This is a genomic window from Pelorhabdus rhamnosifermentans (genome assembly GCF_018835585.1).
In the GTDB taxonomy this organism is placed as follows: Bacteria; Bacillota; Negativicutes; order UMGS1260; family UMGS1260; genus Pelorhabdus; species Pelorhabdus rhamnosifermentans.
This window is the reverse complement of sequence record NZ_JAHGVE010000013.1, coordinates 28,400-48,662: the sequence shown is the minus strand read 5'-3', so window position 1 is coordinate 48,662 and position 20,263 is coordinate 28,400. Positions and strand designations below refer to the sequence as shown.

The window sequence follows — 20,263 nt, the reverse complement described above, 5'->3', positions numbered from 1 at the left end:
GAAAAATGTACGAAGGCTTCATTGCCTATCTTGTGAATTTATATTTAAACTATATCAGCAACAACAAATCCTGTCAAGAGGCTTTAAAATCTTTTTTACAAAGTTACACTTAATCTTCAGCAATTGTCACCTTATTCATCACATCACCTTGCTCAATTTCATCGACTACATCCATGCCTTCGATAACCTTACCAAAAACCGTATGCACACCATCCAAATGCGGCTGTGATTCAAACACGATAAAAAATTGGCTACCACCTGTATTCGGTCCACGATGAGCCATGGACAGAGCACCCCGTTCATGCTTATGGGGATTGCCCTTCGTTTCGCAAGGTATTGTATAACCAGGCCCCCCTGTTCCATCACCATTCGGGCATCCCCCCTGAGCAACAAAACCAGGAATGACGCGATGAAAAGTCAGTCCATCATAAAATCCCTCTTCAATTAACTTTTGAAAGTTTGCTACCGTCCCTGGTGCTTCTTTTTCAAACAGTTCAATAACAATATTACCTTGTTCCATTTCAATAACTGCCTTTTTCATGCTATCCCTCTTTCTAACGTAATCTATTCTATTATGACATAACGAACCTATTTTATCCAGCAAACTTGTTTGAAATTTCTATGACTAATGATTGCAGAATATTTATCAGTCTATTCTTACTTTTTATTGTTTTTTGCAAGGATTTTTCTGATAAAAAGCGAAACCAAGAAATATAAGTTCATGCGCGTAAACGGCCGCGCTAAATAAAAGGAGGCAAATTTTTTATGACTACAGTAAAAATTCCTTATGCAAAAACTTATATGGAAGCCCATATTCCTGACAACAAATTGCAGGGTATTTTGCTATCCAAGGCTCATTCCTACAAGGCCACTGGCAGTGAAGAGGAACTTGTCCAGCAAGCTTTAGAAAACCCGATCGATTCACCGCGCTTAAGTGATCTGGCAAAAGGGAAAAAAAATATTGTCATTATTACAAGTGATCATACTCGCCCTGTTCCTAGTCATATCATTTCTCCCCTTATTGTGAAAGAAATCCGTAAAAGCAATCCGAACGGGAAAATTACCTTTCTTATTGCAACAGGCTTTCACCGTCTCACAACAAAAGAAGAACTGGCATGCAAATTCGGCGAAAAATTCATGAACGAAATAAATATTGTTATCCATGATTGTCGTGATGAATCCAGTCTAATTAAAATCGGCACACTCCCATCCGGCGGCGAAACCATCATTAATAGGTTGGCTGCCGAAGCAGACTTACTTGTTGCCGAAGGTTTTATCGAACCGCACTTTTTTGCTGGCTATTCAGGTGGACGAAAAAGTGTTTTACCTGGTGTCGCCAGTCAAGTAACGGTTTTAGCCAATCACTGTTCAGAATTCATCCATAACAAAAAAGCCCGGGCAGGCATTCTGGAAGGCAACCCCCTTCACGTGGATATGCTAGCTGCAGCACAACAAGCCCACCTGGCGTTCATTGTAAACGTCGTAATTGATGACAAGAAAAAAATCATTAAGGCCTATGCTGGAAATTCCGTCAAAGCCCATGAAACAGGCTGTAAGTTTGTCGAAGAATTAGCTGCCGTACCAGCAAAACCAGCCGATATTGCCATCACCTCGAATGGCGGTTATCCCCTTGACCAAAATCTCTATCAAAGCGTTAAAGGCATGTCAGCCGCAGAAGCTACTGTCAGAGATGGCGGCGTCATTATTATCTGTACTGCCTGCAATGACGGCCACGGCGGCGATGCTTTCTATAAATGGTTTGCGGAGGCACCAGGCGGTCCGCAAGAAGTCATGGATAAAATCATGCAAATTCCTGCCAATGCAACGATTGCTGACCAATGGGAAGCTCAAATTTTAGCCCGTATCCAACTTCATGCCCATGTCATTGTTGTAACAGACCAATGCGATCACAAACTGATTAAAGAAATGCATATGCAAGCAACGGACACTCTTAACGAAGCTTTGACGCTTGCTGAAAACATCGTCGGAAAAGACGCCACGATAACTGTCGTTCCTGACGGCGTTTCGGTCATTGTAAAAAGCTAGATATGGACAGGATAAATCATACATTTCATCTATACTCATATGCAACAACAAAGATTAGCAGCTTTATCGAAGCACAAGATAAAGCCTACGATGTCATTTAAAAAACTGCTAAATTGTATTAAATACTTGTAACGAACAAAAAATCGCACTGTATTTTCTCATAAAAAAGCCGCCAAGAGCGGCTTTTTTTATCAAATCTTCTAAACAACTGTATATTCAGCTTGCTCTACAGCCTTCACCACCGCGTCATAGCTGGCACAAGTATTAATACTAAAAGTGAAATCGTTTTAACCGCAGGGCATTAGTCACTACAGAGACAGAACTAAACGCCATGGCCGCACCAGCCAACACAGGTGACAAATAGCCCGCAGCCGCCAGTGGAATACCTAACGAATTATACATAAGCGCCCAGAAAAGATTTTGTTTAATATTCTGCATTGTAGCCTTACTGAGCTTAATAGCGCCAACAAGCCCCTTCAAATCACCTCGCATTAAGGTAATATCTGCTGCTTCCATAGCCACATCAGTACCTGTGCCAATGGCAAAACCAACATCAGCCGTGGCTAGCGCCGGCGCGTCATTAATACCGTCACCGACCATAGCTACGATTTTACCTTCTTTTTTTAGCGCTTCGACCTTTGCGGCTTTATGCTCAGGTAAGACCTCAGCCAATACATGATGAATGCCAACACTTTCAGCGATCGCCTGCGCCGCGCGTTCATTGTCTCCCGTAATCATCCATACTTCCATGCCAAGCTTTTGTAACTCATTCACAGCTTGGGCGGAATTTGCCTTGACAGTGTCTGCCACAGCAATCAAGCCGGCTAGTTTTTCATCTACTGCTAAAAGCATAACCGTTTTCCCCTGCTGTTCTAATTCCATCATTTTCTTCTCGATCATTTCAACAGCAATATGATGATCCTGCATAAGCTTACGAGTGCCAACCAAGAGCTGTTTATTATCAATAACAGCTTGTACGCCATACCCGGGAATGGCGGAGAAATTCTCAGCTGCTTGAAACGAAACCCCTTGTTCCTGAGCGTACTTTACAATAGCCTGAGCCAAGGGATGTTCAGATTTCTTCTCCGCGCTAGCTGCTAATTCCAAAATATCCCGATCTGAAAAATCCATTAAGGCCACCCTATCGGTCACTTCTGGCTGCCCCTTCGTAAGGGTACCCGTCTTATCCAGCACAATCGTTGTCAACCGTTGTGCATTTTCGAGATGTTCGGCACCTTTGATAAGTATCCCGTTCTCAGCGCCTTTTCCTGTTCCAACCATAATGGACGTCGGCGTAGCCAACCCCAGCGCACACGGACAGGCAATAACCATGACGGCCGTAAAATTCACGAGAGCCCGTGAAAAATTTCCGAGATCCAAAATAAAATACCAGACCACGAAAGTAAGTACAGCAATACTTACAACAATCGGTACAAAATAGCCTGAAACAACATCAGCAAAACGCTGGATAGGTGCCTTAGAACCTTGAGCTTCCTCAACAATGCGAACAATTTGTGCAAGCGCCGTATCCTTGCCTACTTTTGTTGCTTTGAACTGAAAGGCACCAAATTTGTTAATTGTGGCACCCACAACAGGATCACCGGCTCTTTTATCAACAGGAATGCCTTCACCAGTTAACATGGACTCATCTAATGTAGAAGTCCCCTCCACAATAATCCCGTCTACAGGTACTTTTTCCCCGGGCCGCACAACAAGAACATCATCTACCTGCACGGCATCAATAGGCACGTCTACCTCTGAATCACCCCGCATGACATGGGCCGTCTTGGCCTGGAGCCCCATCAACGCCTTGATGGCTTCAGAAGTTCGGCCTTTGGCTGTTGCCTCAAGCAGCTTACCTAAAATAATCAGCGTAATTAAAATCGCCGATGTCTCAAAATATAAATGAGAATCACCTGTAAGCATATTCACTATGCTATAGAAATAAGCAGCAGATGTTCCCATTGCTACGAGCACATCCATATTGGCACTGCCGTTCTTTAATGCAGCATAAGCCCCATGATAAAAAGGCCATCCAGCAATAAACTGCACAGGTGTCGCCAAGATAAACTGTACCGTAGAATTCATCAAAAACTCGCCGACTCCCCCTACCATGCCAATTGAATGCAAAACCATCGCTCCTAACAAAGGAAAAGAAAGAACAGCCGACAAAATAAGACGAAATCGTTGTCCACGAATTTCACTTTGCCGCACCACTTGCTCACGATCACTTTCGCTGGCATCGGCCATATTATGGGCCTCAAAACCCAAACTCCCAATTCTGTTCTGAATTTCACGAATCGACAATTCAGAAGCGTGATATTCCACTACGGCTTTTTCTGCTGCTAAATTTACAGAAGCTTGCTCTACGCCAGGCAATTTATGCAAAACTTTCTCAACCCGAGTCGCACAAGCTGCACAATGCATACCGGAAATTTTAAATTCCGCTCTATCTGTCACAACATCATAGCCCAAATCTTTCACTTTTTTCACAAGCTCCTTTAACCCAATTCGCGCCGAATCATAAGTAACATTCGCCTGTTCCGCTGCAAAATTAACTGCCGTCATATCTACACCGTCTAAGCGGGTTAATCCCTTTTCAATTCGACTCGCACAAGCCGCACAAGACATGCCCGAAATTTTCAGGATAACAGAACGTTGTTCTGGTTCCGTAGCCATCATGATCACATCCTTTTCTCGAAAAATATTGCCCTTTCAAGCTACTTGATCAAGTAAGTCTTTCATCATTATTTATTAAATTGTCTCAAAACATTCATTAATTCATCAATACTTTCGTCACCATGATCTTCTTTAACGGCCCTGACGACACAACTTTTCGCATGACTCTCCACAATCATGAGTGCCACCTTATTTAAGGCCGCTTTCGCCGCTAAAATTTGCTGAATAATATCAATACAATAACGACCCTCATCAATCATTTTATCAATCCCGTTAATCTGGCCCGCCACTTTTTTTAATCGCTTTCTTAGCTCGATTTGTTCTTTTTCTACTAACACGTGATTGCCTCCTTTTACTATACCCCGGTACAGTATTTAATTTAAGTATAAGACGATATTTTCATTTCGTCAATACTACAAATCGCCGTGCGATTTGTAGTAATAAAATAGTCTAATAGGCTCCTGCAAGAAATCGTATTACAATAAGCAAAAATCAAGTAGAGCGCATTAAAAAAGGCCTCCTATGGTAGTATAAAAGCTACCATAGGAGGCTCTTCCCGCTCATTTATTTACTAGATTTTGTTTTAGCCCATTGAATCCATGTCGTTCCTTTAAACCAACTGCGAACGGGATGTTTTTCGAAAAACAAAAAGGCAATCGGTGTAATAATCAAGGTGAAAAAGGTCGAAGTAATGAGTCCCCCAATAAGCACCCAGGCCATACTCACCCTTGTTTCCGAACCAGCTGTCATGGCTAGAGCTGTTGGCAGCATCCCGACAATCATCGTCAGGGTCGTCATAAAAATTGGCTTGAGCCGCGTTTTTCCTGCTTCAATAATGGCGTCGTAAGCGCTCATCCCTTGTTCCATAAGTGTCAAGGTATAGTCAAGCAACAGCGTGCCATTTTTTGCCACCAACCCATCCATTACTAAAAAACCAATAAGAGAATAAAGATTAATGGTATTACGTGTCAGAGCCAAAAAAACAAGTGAACCGATAATACCGAGTGGCAAAGAAAACATCCGAATAACAGGAGTAGAAACAGATTCATAGAGAATAGCGAGCAACATATACACCAGGATAAGGGATAATCCCAAAGCCTGGGCCATCTCCAAAAAGGTATCATGCATATTATCTGCTTGGCCTGTAAAGCGGTAAGTAACACCTTTCCCAAGGTCTTTCGGATTGATATTCTTTTTAATATCGTTCAGTACTTCCTGCAATGGTCGATCTGTAATATTTGCCGAAATATTAATTGACTCTTGCTTATCAACACGTCGCAGCATGACAGGCCCTAGATCATCTTTAACAGTAGCAATATCACCCAGCTTCACTAAATTCTTACTATTCGTCAACACCGGGATAGAACGTATATCCGAAGCCTTATAGCCATCACTATCCTTAAGCCGCACATAAATATCTGTATCTTGACCGTCATTTGTAGGATCATTCGTATAATAGCCAGCTAACCCGCCGGCAATAGCCGCATTAAATACATTATTGACATTATTGACTGTTGTGTTATAAAATTTCAGTTTTTCCCGATCTACATACAATCGAAGTTCAGGCATCCCCTCCGTATAGGAACTGCGAATATCTTTAACACCAGGCACTTTCGCTAAGGTATCCTGCACAGCATAAGAGGCTTTAGCCAAAGTATCCAAATTCATCCCCTGCAATTCAATCTGTACTGGCGCTGTATTAGGTCCGCCACTTCCGGCGCCGCCTGATACACCCGCAACAGAGGATTGCGTCTCACTAACTTGAACAATAGCTGTCGGCAAAGTCCCTTTCAGCGCTTGCCGCACCTCATCAGTCACCTGCCAAACACTGCGACTGCGCTCCTTGCGATCCACCATTTGAACTGTCACACCACCAGTGTAAGTCGATACACTGGATAAATAATTAGTAACCTCCGGAATCGTAGAAAGAAAGTCCTCAACTTCCCTCACCGACCGATTTGTTTCATCAATATTGGTCCCTACGGGCATTTGAATATTAATGCGGAAGCTTCCTTCATCAGTATTTGGCATATATTCCGCACCAATAATGCCAAGCGGAACAAGCGCCACAGCACCTACAAAGATAATCAAAACACCGGCAACAAGTTTCCCGCCATGACCAAGACTCCAACGCAGCAATTTTTCATATTTTGCGATGGCCCCTGCCTCAAATCGCGACATAAGATCCCAGATTTTCCCTTCAGGCTCTTGAATGCCGTTTTTAAACAGCCGGGAAGCCAACATCGGCGTCAAGGTAAAAGACACAAACATAGAAAAAAGCGTAGCAAATACAATGGTTAAGCCAAATTGACGAAAATATTGTCCTGTCATGCCGGTCATAAAAGCAATTGGCATAAAGACGACAACGTCACATAAGGTAATGGCAATGGCAGCCATACCTATTTCTGTTCGCCCTTCTTCCGCGGCCACGCGCGGCGGCTTGCCCATACGCATATGGCGATGAATATTTTCCAGCACAACAATCGAATCATCGACAAGGATACCTATACAAAGAGACATACCCATAAGAGACATCATGTTAAAGGTAAATCCAGCTACATACATAGCAAAGAAGGTTGAGATGAGTGAAGTCGGAATGGCCACCAAAACCGCCACAGTAGATCGCCAGCCCCGTAAAAAAAGATATAACACGAGGCTTGTTGTACAGAGACCTTCAATCAAAGCTTCTAAGGTGTTATTTAATGAATCCTGAACATACTGAGACGCATCTGTTACCGTAACGAAATGGTAATCCGGATACTCAGCGCGCAAGCTTTCCAACTGCTTTTTCGCTGTTTTAACCGTATCCACTAAATTGGCGTCACTATTTTTATAAATCGTCAGTGAAACAACATCCTGTCCATTTGTCCGCGCATAACGCGTAACACGCTGATCCTGTTCTTTTACTATCGCCAAACTGCTGAGCGGAATACTGGCCCCTGCGGCATTATTCACATGAATAGAAGCAAGCTCTTCTGGTGAAGCATACTGGGCAAGAAGGCGCACATTCGTTTCACGCTTGTCTGTAAAAACCGATCCAGCTGGTGTCAGGACATTTTCTTGCTCAATACGATTAATAATTTGATCTAATGAAATATTAAAAAAGGCGAGTTTGTCTTTATCAACCTCAACAGCCACTTCCTTGTCGCGTCCACCATCAAGCGTCACATCCGATACACCACCGGCTCGCTGTAAGCGCTCCACAAACACGTCATTAGCCAGTGTATAGACATCAGCAAGTGGTTTATCAGCCAAAACAGAAATTTGCATGATAGGCAGAGCATTAATATCACGTTTAATAACAACAGGCTCTTGAATGCCTGTCGGCAATTTACTCCGTACGGCATCCACATACTTTGTCGCATCAATAGAAGCAGAATCGGCATTCGCCCAAAATTCGAATTCCAGAATAATTTGTGCCTTTTCTGGACGAGCCATAGATGTCATATGTTTTAAATTCGACAAGGATGACAAAGAATTTTCCAATGGTTTAATAACATCTTGTTCAATTTGTTCAGTGCCCGCACCAGGATAAGACACACTGACTGTTACAATAGGGGTATTAACAGCAGGCAATAATTCTACCCCAATACGATAAAAACTAAATAAACCAAGGACAACAAAGAATAGGACAATCATGGCAATGCCTACCGGGCGCTGAATGGAAAACCGGGTTATATTCACTGACTGTCACCCCTGCTATCGAACGTGATCATATTAGGCACAATGACCAGTTTATCCCGCAAGCGGGCTAAATTACTCACCGCAATTTGTTCCCCTTCCTGGAGACCAGCCAAAATTTCTACATTTTGATCACCTCTTGCACCTACTTGAACACTCCGTTGTTCCACTTCATTTTGTCCGTTGATCACAAACACATACGTACTTCCGTTCTTCTCAAGTACCCCTGCTTTAGGCACAACAATTGTATCGGGTCGTAACACTGCTTGTATAACGGCTTTGGCAAACATTCCGCTTTTAATGGTCCCATCCGGATTATTGAGTTGAATTCGAAGGGAAAAAGACTGGTTTTGCGAATCACTGGCCGGACTTATGTAAATCACTTTACCTTGTACTGTTTTACCTAACGATTCAATCTGCACAGCAACATCCATGCCAAGCGCCAACACACCCAAGTCTTGTTCAGCTACCTGGCAGTCCACATAAATATTACTATTATCAACAATAGACAGTAATTTCGTTCCTGCCGCTACCATCGACCCTACTTCCACTTGGCGGTAGCCGATAATGCCTGACCTTGGTGCGGACAACACCAAATCATTACGTTGTTTTTCCATGGCATAAATGCCTTGCTGAGCCTTAGCTGCCGCAGCCTGAGCCGATTGAATGGAAGAAGCCACACCAGCATTCATTTGATTAGCCACAGCATCTAAACTAGCCTGAGCATCCGCTAACGCCTGTTGATTGGCATCAAGAGCTTCACGAGAAATAGCGCCTTGCGCATACAGACTTTGATACCGCTGGTTATCTGCTAATGCCTTACGGTAATCCGCTTGCGCCCGATCATAATTGGACTGAAAGGAAACACCACTTGTAGTCGAATCAGCCGCAGCCTGCTGATAAGCCGCCTGATTTTGCCTGATAGAGATATCGGCATCCCCTGTATCCTGTACCACAAGAACTTGTCCTGCTTCCACCGCCTGCCCAAGTTCCGCATAAACAGCCGTCACTTTGCCTTGATATTTGGCCGCAATATCGACTTGAGCCTGCGGAACCGTTTGACCAGTAAGAGATACGCGCTTGATGAGTCCTGTACGCGGTACAGACAAAACATCGACTGTTGTCTGCAATTTAGTCGAATTTGCCTTTGTAGCTGTACTATTATGCATTTTAACAGCCAAGATTGCTCCTAAGCAAACAAGAACTGTTATGACAGCCATTACCATTTTTTTCTTACCTAGCTCACTTTTCCAACGTCCGCGATTCATCAAGCCAATCCCCTTTCAAATATCTGCTCCGCATTCATTGTGCTCTATTAGCCACACGATTTTTTCTTTTTTCATTATGACTCCTAAATGTGACAAAAGAATGATAAAAAAACCTAGTAGAATAACCAGAGTTAAAATTACATGATGTTTTTATTATATATACGAGAGTTTGGTTACGCAAAATTTAGACTAAAAAATAATAAAACAAAAGACCTTTGACCCTAAACTTGGGCCAAAAGTCTTTTATTCTTACCGAAAGCTCGTAATCAATCCGAATAACTTTGCGTATAAGCAAGCTGAACAGCTTCATCAGAAAATTCATGTTCCCAACGAGCTACAACAACAGTAGCAATACAATTGCCAAATACATTACAGAAAGTCCGCGCCATATCCATAATACGGTCCACACCAAGAATAATGGCCACGCCTTCCACTGGCAGGCCAAAAGCAGTAGCAGTACCAGCAATAACAATAATGGAGGCTCCCGGAACACCAGCAATGCCCTTCGTCGAAAGCATTAATGTAAGACACATAAGGATTTGAGTTGCAATGGGAAAATCGATATTGTACATTTGGGCAATAAATACAACAGCCAAACTACTATATAAGGTAGAACCATCCAAATTAAAGGAATAGCCAGTAGGCAATACAAAAGTAACAATATGCTTTGGAATACCGAATTTTTGTAATTTCTCCATGGCGACAGGCAAAGCAGCTTCACTTGTTGCAGTGGAATAAGCAAGGATGAGGGGGTCTTTAAGAGCCCGCAGCACATGTAAAAAATTCACTTTGCATAACATAGAAGCGATAACTACCATAATTGCAATAAACAAAATAATCGAGAAATAGAGCGTACCAACCAGCTTCGCTAAGGGCAACAACATGCCAATACCGAATTTTGCTACAGTAAAAGCAATTAAAGCAAAAACACCGATAGGTGCTAATTCCATAACATAATGAGTGACCTTAAACATAACCTCAGCCACAGAACTCGCTAATTTAACAATGGGTTCGCCAGCAGATCCAACGGAAGCCGCAGCTACACCAAAAAAGCAGGCAAATAAAATAATTGCCAACATATCTTGTCTCGCCATAGCATCCACAATATTCGTTGGCACAATATTGACAAGCATTTGCACCATGTCAATATGTTTGCCAGCTGCCGCAGTTACAGCCGTAGCATCACTTGCAGTGACATTCACACCAACGCCGGGCTTTAATACATTAACTACAGCCAGTCCAAGAAACAAGGCGATTGTCGTGGCTCCTTCAAACCAAATTATAGCTTTGGCACCCAGACGACCTAATTTTTTAAAGTCTCCAGTACCTGCAATCCCCATAACTAAGCAGCTAAAAATAATCGGTACAACAATCATTTTAATCATGCGAATAAACATATCGCCTATCGGCTTAATTGCTTCACCATATTGTGGAAATATGGCTCCGAACAAGGCACCTAAAATGAGACCGAGAAAAATTTTGGTTGTAAGACCAATCTTTTTTTTGCTTGTTGCCATTACACATCCTCCTATCGATATAATAAGTACTTATAAATATATTCACACACTTATTATATAGATAGGCATACGTGAGACTACAAAAAAATACAAAAAGATTTTTTCTTTTCAAAAGATTATAAATCATCTATCTTCTTAATTTTCATGGACTAAAAACAACAATCCTTCAATAAATTTCTTCACATTAATCTTGCCGCGATAAGAACTCTTTTGAGAAATAAAATTCATTTCTGTATGAACTTCTTTAAAATCAAACAAGGCCGTACTACAAGTTTGAAATTTATCATTATAAAAATCATCCAGTCCCAGATTTGCCAGGTTATGCAGCCCTTTGGCAATGGTCCGACGAATACGTTGTTCAATGGTTTTTACATCATTACCTGTTTGATCGCTTAACTGACAGTAAATATCATTTAGTTGATAAGATTTATCTGCTTGTACATAAGGATAGATCAATTTCATTGCTTGATAAAGATGTTTCACACCGACTTCACCAATAATGCCAATATCGGAGAAAACCCGATTTACACGTCCTTTTTCGGGAACTTCCGGCTCGCTTTGATTCTCGCCCCCATCAACAGCTAAATACTTCGCTGTTGTATTCGAGACAATCGTCATAAATTGCTTCAATTTTCTTGTCTCTTGGACTTTCTGCACAACAGATACTAACTCCAAGACATTAATCGGTTTATGAATAAAAAACTCAATACCACTTTGATAAGCCTGCGTAATCATCGATTGGCTATCACTTTCAGAAATCATAATAAAGGACGTCTTACTATGCAGTTCTTTCAATTGCTTAATTAGTTCAATACCGTCCTGACCAGGCAACAATAAATCAACTAAAGCAATATCAGGAGTTGTTTCTTGAATAATGTCTTTCGCGGCCATGCCATCATTACATTCAACTAGTACTCGACCCAAGTTGTTTTTTTTGATAATATGGGCAATAATTTTACAAATACTAATATCATCATCAACAATGACAAAACGTAGTGACATAAATCTTGACTCCTCCCTTCAATGATTTACTGCTCGGAACCACAATCATTTTGATCAACAAGCTTACTGGTCGGAATGATTACAACGAAGCGAGTCGCAACATGCGGCTGAGAATATACATGAATCGTACCGTCTAAAAATTCCGCCAGACTTTTAGCATGAGATAGTCCAAGGCCTGTAGACATTTTTCCCGTCTCTAAACAAAATTTAGTCGAATACCCCACAGCAAAAATAACATCTAAATCGTTTTTTTGAATCCCTGGTCCATTATCTTGCACCTCAAAAACGATATGATCATCCTGAAAATATTGTCCCACCTTAATTGTACAAGCATCCATACAAGCCTCTATGGCATTAATAAGCAAATTATTAAGAATCGAAACAATCGTGTAGATATAGACCTTCTTAATAATCACATCCGCTTCATAGTGAAATTCAAGAGAAACAGATTGATTTTTTTCCGTTAAATTCCGATAGGCATTTTGCTTAATCAACGAAAACACTTCTGATAGATGAATGCCTTCTTCAAGTGTCGACGGCTCAATAATATTTTCAATACCAATGGTCACGCGATAATAATCTTTTTTTATCTCATGAATATTCCGCGCAATGGACAAAGCTTGTTGCGCCAAAGCCATTTGATCCTCTGCATAAGCCTTATCAAAGAAGCTTTTTCTTTGCAATAATTGATATAAGCCATAGCTTTCTTCCATCACTTTTTCGATATCGGAGGCCGATTTTTTGATAAAAAACAATTCCGTTTTTAATTGGGCAATCATCATATTCATGGCCACATAACGCGTCAACTGATCTTCAGCTAAAATAAAGGCATGGTATTTTCTTAACCCATAATAGCCAGTAATAGCAATAATCGCACGAATCACAGCCATCGTTACCATGCTCGTTATCATATATTCCGCATTAATGTTAGCCAATTCATGACGAGCCAGAAGTTCTGCAATATTGCCCAAAATATCGATACCGCACAATACAACAATAAGCAAGGGAAGCTGCTTTGTATATTGACGGACTTTAAGAAAGTGAAAAGCAATACCAAAAATGAAATAGTAAACAACGGCAGGAGAATTATGTGTAAACGCCACAAAAAATTTGTTCAAGCCCAGCGGAAGATAGATGAAGCTACGCAAGGCTAAAACAAAAAAGCCGCTCAGAATTGCTGTAAACAAAGCTGATAAATGAGAAAAATAAAGCAGCAGCATGGACAAAATACTCACACTCAAAGAAAAGCGAAAATAACTTTGCTCAAATGGGTAAATCGCCACCATGCCACCTAAGGATACAAATAAAACGACATGCCAAATAAATTTATAGTTATGACGACGATTCAATAAATCGATAACATTCATAAACTCTTTTGCCGCAAAAACAAAGCACAGCCTTCCTCATTCGTTGTATTTTAAAAGATTTTCATCACTTTGCTAGAATTTTTCTAATCATTTACAAATTCTCTTAATAGCCAAGTAAATCCTGCTTTTATGCCGTATTTACAACAAGCCTTTCATAAAAACCAAACGGTCACATTAATTGTTTTCGATCATTCTTTGATATTCATCGTTTAGTTTCTTAAAAATAGGACCTACACCATGGCCAATTGGCTGATCATCAAGTACGCCAACAGGAACAACACCGCTAGCAGCCGAAACGAAGACTTCATCCGCATTCATAAAGAATTCCGGCGTGCAGAACTCTTCCACCACTTTAATTCCTAAGTTCTGTGCAATATTCATTACAGCCGCTCGCGTAATACCTGGTAAAATCAGATTGCCAAGAGGAGCTGTATAAATCACACCTTCTTTCACAGCATAACAATTACTATGAGCACTTTCAGTAACAAATTTCTTTCCGCCATCTTCCCGCACAAAAATAACTTCATAGCAACCAGCCTTCGCCGCTGCATTAGCCGCCATGACACTGCCAAGAAGATTAAGCGTCTTCACATTACAAAAATGCTGCCTCTTGTCAGGATAAAACATCGCTTTACAACCGTCAGTAAAATATTCAGCTGGCTTAGGATCGACTGGCATAATAGACCCCGTTAATAACGGACGCACATTAGGAGCAATGACATGACCCCGCGGTGATTGCCAGCCTCTTGACCACTGAAAATAAATCATGCCCCTCTTGATACCAGACTCGGTTAACAGCATATCGCTGAATTTTTCCATTTCTTCTCGGGAATAGCAAGGGATAATATCAAGAGCCTTACAACTCCGCTCGAAACGATCTAAATGTTCTTTTCTAAGAAAATGTTTTCCATTCATTACCATCCAGGCATCATAAACACCGTCGCCAAATTGATATCCCCGGTCTTCAATACAAATAACAGGTTCATTCTTCTCCACAATTCTCCCATCATAAAAGCCCAATTCTTTCATTCTTATTCGCTCCCTTTGTAATTGTTTTTCAAATGCCTCAATATTATTCTACAACTTTAAACTGTAAAATTCGCCCTGCATGTCATGTTTATTTACCGCGATTTCATTCCTTGAACAACAGCATCAAACATCAGTTCGACCATCGCAATATGCGTAACTGCATCGCATCCATCCACACCCGGTGTAACAGATCCGCCAATAGTATTATGAAAACCCGCATTAGCTGCGGCTGTAAGAACCCGTTTTTCACGATTCCCATTGTTGGCCACATCCAGATTCCCCACACTTGCCGCAAGCATAGCGGCTATGGCATAACTGCCCCAATTGGATACAGTCGCTGCAAGAAGGACATCAACGAGTGTTGCTGGTGCCAGCCCCCCACCGCAGGGACAATTGCATTTGTCTCCATAAGGAACATGTTGACGTATTTCGTCTGCAATATTGCCCATACCAATCTCGTTGCCGCCATCACCAATGCCAAGTGTAGCAATATTTCGTTCACGAGCAGCCATAAAAAGATAATCCAGCTTAGCTTGAGAACTGCCCGTATCACGGCCTTGCATATTGTGAATCACGCCAGCACTGTTCATCCCCCCCCGTTCAATAGCAATGCAAAGAGTTGGCTTAAGCTCATTTAAAAGCCGAGCACTCTCTGCCTTACAATCCTCAACCTCCATGGGAAAAGGCAGAACAGCTGCAGTTAATAATTTATCGCGCGCGATAGAGAAAGCCAGATTCTCTGGTGGAACACACTGAAATCCCGCCCCCCGTGCGACTTGCTTGAGCCCCGGAACAAGACATGCGTCAGTCACAATAACAGGAGCTGCCTTAAGTCCCACACGCAGTGCCCGCGCAAGTGCCACAGCACCAGGAGGCCCGTCAGATTCTCCGCAATCCGGCGCGATCTCAGGCTGATCTACCCAACCAGTAGCAATGATGACCACATCCCCAGGCTTAATGGTTTTAGTCAAGAGCTCTACAGCAGCCAAGGTAAGCGGCTGATCCGACTTTTGCCGCGCCGCATCATATAAAGGCCCAATAACTCCACGAGCGGGAATATCCAATTGCATTAATTGATCAAGTACTTGGGCAATTTTGAACAGATTCTGTTTCATTATACTCCCCCTATTATTACGCATGTAGTCTTTTGGATTACAAAAATTCATTGATTGCATAAAAAAAACGCCCAAAATCTAAAATAGATTTTGAGCGTCGTTGCTCTTGATTCATTCTTATTATGTAATTATATACAGAATAAGCCCAAAAATCAAGACCAAATTTGTCTTTATTCATTGTCTTGTGTCCGTCATTGCCAGCCCACATTCTTCCATCAGTCGTTTGGCTTCGACATATTGGGCCAACCCGCTAGCCACTTTTTTGGCTTCTTTCATGGCCAATACAACGGTTGCCGGCTCATGTACAACGTCACCGCCTGCAAAAATGCCGTGACGCGTCGTCATACCATAAGGCCGATCCTTCGTCACCACAAAACCTGCCTGATTCACTTCAATCCCCGCTGTTGTCGATACAATCCGGGCTGCAGGACGCTGACCCACGGCAACAATGATCTTATTGGCCGAAAGTATTTCTACTTGACCGCTCCCTTGTAATTTTCCATCGTCCGTCATTATTTGTCGTTCACAGGCTAAACCTGTAACGCGGTCTGTACCTACGTAACGTACCGGATTCGTGAGCCATTGAAATTGAACACCTTCGGACTGGGCTCCCTCAAACTCCGATTGCAAAGCAGTGATATTCGCGACAGTACGACGATAAACAACAGTAACCGATGCAGCTCCAACACGCAATGCTGTACGCGCTGCATCAATCGCCACATTTCCCGCCCCAATTACAATAACGTCATCACCTTTATGAACAGGGACTTCCAAAGAAGCAATACCCCCATGATTGGCTAACATGACCATTCCTAAAAAGTAAGTAGCTTGAATCACACCAGGCAAATTTTTCCCCGGTATTTCCAGTGTCTTGGGCAGCGCTGTACCTGTACCAATAAAAATGGCATCGTATCCTTGAGAAAATAACTCATCAACAGTTAAGTCACGTCCAATCAAAACATTCGTCTGAAAAACAACCCCTTGGCGTTCAATTCTGCGGATTTCACGCCGTACTACCTCTTTATTTAAACGAAATTCTGGAATACCATACATCAAAACTCCGCCAGGTTCGGCCTGACCATCAAAAACAGTAACACGAAACCCCAATTTAGCCAGATCACCCGCTACAGTAAGTCCTGCCGGACCCGATCCAATAACAGCAACTTTTCCTTTTTCTACATTCTTTTTTGTTAGAACACTAATATCCATTTCGGCATCAAAATCAGCAATAAACCGTTCTAGTTTACCAATCTTGATTCCACAGCCTTTTTTATTCAATATGCACGCTGCCTCACATTGTTTCTCACGAGGACATACGCGTCCACAGACAGCAGGAAGATTGCTGCGATGAGCAATCACAGCACTAGCCTGGCCCAGATTCCCCTTCGCTAGTTCCTGTATAAAATCAGGAATTTCATTTTCAATAGGACACCCTGTCCGGCAGAGAGGTTTTTGGCAATTCAAACAGCGCTTTGCTTCTTTAATAGCTTCCTTTGTTGTAAAGCCTTCGTCAATTTCATCAAACGTTAGATCTTGATGATCAAAGTCGCTCCCTTTATCAATTAACAATGGATTTCCTCCTAACGATTATTTACACTGATCTTTCTGCTTCAATCGACAGCCTTGGCACCCTTTAGAACAAGAACAGGAACTTTCTCCCTTAATTTGGCTTACAATTAACCGAATGATATAAATAGCAGCACTCACGCCAATCGCAATCAATAAGATATTATCCATATTTTCTCCTCCTCATTAGAGTCCAAATATGCGTCCACCCTGATAAATAATAAAAGCAATGCACCAAGCAATCGTCGTCGTATAACAGCTGGCAAACAGCGCCCATTTCCACGAATTTGTCTCACGCCGAATAACCGCAATAGTTGCCACACAAGGCGAATAAATCAAAATAAAAATCATGAGCGTATAAGCGACTAATGGACTCATGTCTGGATCTGCAGCAAGAGCATCCATGAGCTGACTTGATGACTTTTCCACATCGCCAACACTATAAATCGTAGCCAAGGTGCTCACAATAACCTCCTTGGCCGAAAAGCCGGCAAATAAACTCACGGCATGTTTCCAGTTCAGTCCCAGCGGCGTTACAAGGGGTTCAAGAACCTTGCCCGCCTGCCCGGCATAACTTTTTTCTAGCTTTTCATGAGCCTTTTGCTGCAACAAGACACGATGAGCATCATCGCGCTCATCACTTAATTGGATAACCCGTAGAGCATATTTACCTAGTTCAGTTGATCCAGCAGCAGAGAACAACGCAGTTTCTTTGTTCTCTGCTGCATTCTTATAAGTTCGCGTGTTTTTGCGTACATCAGCAACTTGGACGTCAAAATTTTCTTCAATATCATGCATCCGCTGTACCGTTTCAGCAAGTTCCGGCCGGTCATCCAGTGCTGTAATGGTCAAAGGTACATAAACTTGCTGCGCTATGTGTTCAGTATAATCTGCATCTGCTTGTGCAGTCAAAGCATCATAATCCCGGCTAAACTCAACGTGAGTTGGATAATTAGTCAAAAACCAAATCAGCACAGACACAGCTAGAATAATGGTACCTGCTTTTTTGACATACAGTACCGTTCTCTCCCACATATGAATGAGAATACTTGTAGGAGAAGGCCAATGGTAAGGCGGCATTTCCATAACAAAAGGCTCGGTATCTCCTGTAAGTAAAAAGGTTCTAAGAAAACGGGCAACCAAAATAGCCAGCAAAATACCAAAAATATAGACAGAAAATAATACGGTACCCGCCATATTTTCAGAAAAAAAAGCCGCACACAATAAAGTATAAACAGGTAGCCGCGCACTACAACTCATAAAGGGTGTAACCAAAATAGTGACGAGCCGATCACGGGGATTTTCCAGCGTCCGCGTCCCCATAATTGCCGGAACACTACACCCGAATCCTAAGAGCAAGGGAATAAACGACTTGCCATGGAGACCAACTTTGTACATGACACGATCCATAATAAAAGCAGCTCGAGCCATATATCCGGAGTCTTCCAGTACAGCAATAGCGGCAAAAAGCAATAAAATAATAGGTACAAAAGACAAAACACTGCCCACACCACCAATAACGCCATCAATCAGCAGATTTTTTACTCCTCCGTCAGGTAGAGCCATTCCCACCCATTGACCCAAAAAAGACAAGCCTTTTTGGATAGCCTTTTGCGGAACCGCACCGATAGTAAAGACTAAGTTAAAAACGAACCACATCATCCCTAAAAAAAGGGGGATACCTAAGAGACGATGTGTAAGTAAAGCATCAATTTTATCAGAAGTTGTCCGAAGAATTGTTGGCCCTGTCAAAACACAGTCGCCATAGATTTTCCCAACAACCTCATAACGCTTGGTAGCAATAAATGTTGCCGCGTCACCACCTGTCTGTTCGCAAAAAGTCTCACGAAGCTCTGTCGCAACAGCTAAAGTCGCCTGACCCCCATCATGCTCAAGTAAACGCTGCACAATATCCTTATCATTTTCAAGCAATTTTAAAGCAATCCAACGCTTGGGAAACCCTAAAGAAAGAACAGCTGAGTTAAAGCTTTGAAAAAGCCGAACAATCCTTTGTTCAATTTGTTGACCATAATCAATTTGAAAAGAAGCAGCTTGCTTATCGACAGACTGAACAATGGTTGTTAGTAAGTCATCCATTCCTGAAGCCTTATTCCCCACTGCCGTGACGATAGGAACACCGATTCTTTGGCTGAGCCGTTTGGCGTTAATTACAACACCTTGCTTTTTCGCCACATCAGCCATATTGAGCACCAACACCATTGGGCGCTGCAATTCTAAAATCTGAACAGCTAAATATAAATTTCGCTCTAAATTCGCACTGTCTAAAACATCAACAACTATATCAGGCTGGTCTAAAACAATAAAATTTCTTGTCACAACCTCTTCAATGGAATAAGCCGTCAAACTATAAGTACCAGGCAAATCGACAATCGTTAAATCATGTTCACGAAACCGACGGAAGCCCGCTTTTTTTTCAACAGTTACACCCGCATAATTACCAACATGCTGCTTTGAACCTGTTAAATGATTAAAGATAGTGGTCTTGCCACAATTTGGATTACCCGCCAGAGCCACTGTAATGGAGTTCTTGTTCATCTCGTTCTCCCTCATCACTTTGTTCATATTCTAGGCTGGACAATCCGTTTCTGCTGCAATACGCTCTACTTGTATAAAAGATGCTTCATTTTTACGCAGTGATAAATTAAATGACTTTACTTTGATTTCCATAGGGTCACCCAGAGGGGCAAATTTTTGAACTTCTAGCAAACTTCCCGGCACAATGCCAATATCGAAAATGCGTCTAGCAATGGGGCCTTTCCCGCAAATCTTTACTACACGTCCAATTTGGCCTGGTAATAAATCACTTAATAAGGTAGCCATATAATCCCCTCCGCAACTGATATTCATTATCAACTATCTGTTTAAAAAATGTTGTTCGCACTATTTTGCAACAACATTCGGTATTGATTCTCATTTTCATTTTAACGAATAACCGCTCTATTTGTCAATAAAAATAGTCTACACGATTTTAC

General features: G+C 42.0%; 16 protein-coding genes. 1 reads left to right on the top strand and 15 read right to left on the bottom strand.

Annotated elements, in window-relative coordinates; translation table 11 throughout:
* Positions 1 to 109: 109 nt before the first annotated feature.
* Positions 110 to 541 carry a peptidylprolyl isomerase gene (locus Ga0466249_RS15485; RefSeq protein ID WP_215830381.1) on the bottom strand — a complete coding sequence of 144 codons (432 nt, stop codon included), beginning with the start codon at positions 539 to 541 and terminating at the stop codon, positions 110 to 112.
* Positions 542 to 765: 224 nt separating this feature from the next.
* On the opposite strand from Ga0466249_RS15485, the gene larA reads away from it, so the two are divergent.
* On the top strand, positions 766 to 2,046 hold the full coding sequence (gene larA / locus Ga0466249_RS15480) for a nickel-dependent lactate racemase (protein ID WP_215830380.1): 1,281 nt from the start codon (positions 766 to 768) through the stop codon (positions 2,044 to 2,046).
* 270 nt (positions 2,047 to 2,316) lie between these two features.
* Here larA and Ga0466249_RS15475 read toward each other — a convergent pair whose 3' ends face one another.
* The 14 genes from Ga0466249_RS15475 to Ga0466249_RS15410 all read right to left on the bottom strand — a co-directional run bounded on the left by Ga0466249_RS15475 (position 2,317) and on the right by Ga0466249_RS15410 (position 20,111).
* A complete protein-coding gene (locus Ga0466249_RS15475; protein WP_281422654.1) occupies positions 2,317 to 4,728 on the bottom strand; it encodes a heavy metal translocating P-type ATPase in 2,412 nt (803 codons plus the stop codon).
* A gap of 65 nt (positions 4,729 to 4,793) precedes the next feature.
* Entirely contained in the window at positions 4,794 to 5,063 is a 270-nt protein-coding gene (locus tag Ga0466249_RS15470; protein ID WP_215830379.1) for a metal-sensitive transcriptional regulator, read from the bottom strand.
* A 226-nt stretch (positions 5,064 to 5,289) separates the two neighbouring features.
* Positions 5,290 to 8,409, bottom strand: coding sequence for an efflux RND transporter permease subunit (locus Ga0466249_RS15465; RefSeq protein WP_215830378.1), 3,120 nt, complete (start codon positions 8,407 to 8,409; stop codon positions 5,290 to 5,292).
* The gene (locus tag Ga0466249_RS15460; RefSeq protein ID WP_215830377.1) at positions 8,406 to 9,674 is read right to left on the bottom strand and encodes an efflux RND transporter periplasmic adaptor subunit; all 1,269 of its coding nucleotides are present in this window, start codon (positions 9,672 to 9,674) and stop codon (positions 8,406 to 8,408) included. Before Ga0466249_RS15460 ends, Ga0466249_RS15465 begins: the two co-directional genes overlap by 4 nt.
* Positions 9,675 to 9,940: 266 nt before the next feature.
* Entirely contained in the window at positions 9,941 to 11,191 is a 1,251-nt protein-coding gene (locus Ga0466249_RS15455) for a dicarboxylate/amino acid:cation symporter (RefSeq protein ID WP_215830376.1), read from the bottom strand.
* A gap of 135 nt (positions 11,192 to 11,326) precedes the next feature.
* Positions 11,327 to 12,193: a response regulator gene (locus Ga0466249_RS15450; protein WP_215830375.1), complete on the bottom strand. Its 867-nt coding sequence runs from the start codon at positions 12,191 to 12,193 to the stop codon at positions 11,327 to 11,329.
* A gap of 26 nt (positions 12,194 to 12,219) precedes the next feature.
* Positions 12,220 to 13,560, bottom strand: coding sequence for a sensor histidine kinase (locus Ga0466249_RS15445; protein WP_215830374.1), 1,341 nt, complete (start codon positions 13,558 to 13,560; stop codon positions 12,220 to 12,222).
* Positions 13,561 to 13,734: 174 nt separating this feature from the next.
* Complete coding sequence (locus Ga0466249_RS15440; protein WP_215830373.1) at positions 13,735 to 14,589, bottom strand: aminotransferase class IV; 855 nt, start codon at positions 14,587 to 14,589, stop codon at positions 13,735 to 13,737.
* 92 nt (positions 14,590 to 14,681) lie between these two features.
* On the bottom strand, positions 14,682 to 15,704 hold the full coding sequence (locus Ga0466249_RS15435) for a DUF4392 domain-containing protein (protein WP_215830372.1): 1,023 nt from the start codon (positions 15,702 to 15,704) through the stop codon (positions 14,682 to 14,684).
* Positions 15,705 to 15,741: 37 nt separating this feature from the next.
* Complete coding sequence (locus Ga0466249_RS15430; RefSeq protein ID WP_215830371.1) at positions 15,742 to 15,882, bottom strand: hypothetical protein; 141 nt, start codon at positions 15,880 to 15,882, stop codon at positions 15,742 to 15,744.
* Entirely contained in the window at positions 15,879 to 17,273 is a 1,395-nt protein-coding gene (locus Ga0466249_RS15425; protein ID WP_215830370.1) for an NAD(P)-dependent oxidoreductase, read from the bottom strand. The genes Ga0466249_RS15430 and Ga0466249_RS15425 overlap by 4 nt, the downstream gene beginning before the upstream one ends.
* 18 nt (positions 17,274 to 17,291) lie before the next feature.
* On the bottom strand, positions 17,292 to 17,441 hold the full coding sequence (locus tag Ga0466249_RS15420) for a FeoB-associated Cys-rich membrane protein (protein ID WP_215830369.1): 150 nt from the start codon (positions 17,439 to 17,441) through the stop codon (positions 17,292 to 17,294).
* Positions 17,442 to 17,456: 15 nt separating this feature from the next.
* On the bottom strand, positions 17,457 to 19,826 hold the full coding sequence (gene feoB / locus Ga0466249_RS15415; protein WP_215830368.1) for a ferrous iron transport protein B: 2,370 nt from the start codon (positions 19,824 to 19,826) through the stop codon (positions 17,457 to 17,459).
* Between the two features lie 30 nt (positions 19,827 to 19,856).
* Complete coding sequence (locus Ga0466249_RS15410; RefSeq protein ID WP_215830367.1) at positions 19,857 to 20,111, bottom strand: FeoA family protein; 255 nt, start codon at positions 20,109 to 20,111, stop codon at positions 19,857 to 19,859.
* Positions 20,112 to 20,263 lie beyond the last annotated feature (152 nt).

What these genes read in the sequence shown, in the direction of transcription:
- larA (WP_215830380.1), top strand. Translation starts at nt 766, where the DNA reads ATGACTACAGTAAAAATTCCTTATGCAAAAACTTATATGGAAGCCCAT.
- Ga0466249_RS15430 (WP_215830371.1), bottom strand. Translation starts at nt 15,882, where the DNA reads ATGAATAAAGACAAATTTGGTCTTGATTTTTGGGCTTATTCTGTATAT.
- Ga0466249_RS15460 (WP_215830377.1), bottom strand. Translation starts at nt 9,674, where the DNA reads ATGAATCGCGGACGTTGGAAAAGTGAGCTAGGTAAGAAAAAAATGGTA.
- Ga0466249_RS15485 (WP_215830381.1), bottom strand. Translation starts at nt 541, where the DNA reads ATGAAAAAGGCAGTTATTGAAATGGAACAAGGTAATATTGTTATTGAA.
- Ga0466249_RS15435 (WP_215830372.1), bottom strand. Translation starts at nt 15,704, where the DNA reads ATGAAACAGAATCTGTTCAAAATTGCCCAAGTACTTGATCAATTAATG.
- Ga0466249_RS15410 (WP_215830367.1), bottom strand. Translation starts at nt 20,111, where the DNA reads ATGGCTACCTTATTAAGTGATTTATTACCAGGCCAAATTGGACGTGTA.
- Ga0466249_RS15455 (WP_215830376.1), bottom strand. Translation starts at nt 11,191, where the DNA reads ATGGCAACAAGCAAAAAAAAGATTGGTCTTACAACCAAAATTTTTCTC.
- Ga0466249_RS15450 (WP_215830375.1), bottom strand. Translation starts at nt 12,193, where the DNA reads ATGTCACTACGTTTTGTCATTGTTGATGATGATATTAGTATTTGTAAA.
- Ga0466249_RS15445 (WP_215830374.1), bottom strand. Translation starts at nt 13,560, where the DNA reads ATGAATGTTATCGATTTATTGAATCGTCGTCATAACTATAAATTTATT.
- feoB (WP_215830368.1), bottom strand. Translation starts at nt 19,826, where the DNA reads ATGAACAAGAACTCCATTACAGTGGCTCTGGCGGGTAATCCAAATTGT.
- Ga0466249_RS15475 (WP_281422654.1), bottom strand. Translation starts at nt 4,728, where the DNA reads ATGATGGCTACGGAACCAGAACAACGTTCTGTTATCCTGAAAATTTCG.
- Ga0466249_RS15420 (WP_215830369.1), bottom strand. Translation starts at nt 17,441, where the DNA reads ATGGATAATATCTTATTGATTGCGATTGGCGTGAGTGCTGCTATTTAT.
- Ga0466249_RS15440 (WP_215830373.1), bottom strand. Translation starts at nt 14,589, where the DNA reads ATGAAAGAATTGGGCTTTTATGATGGGAGAATTGTGGAGAAGAATGAA.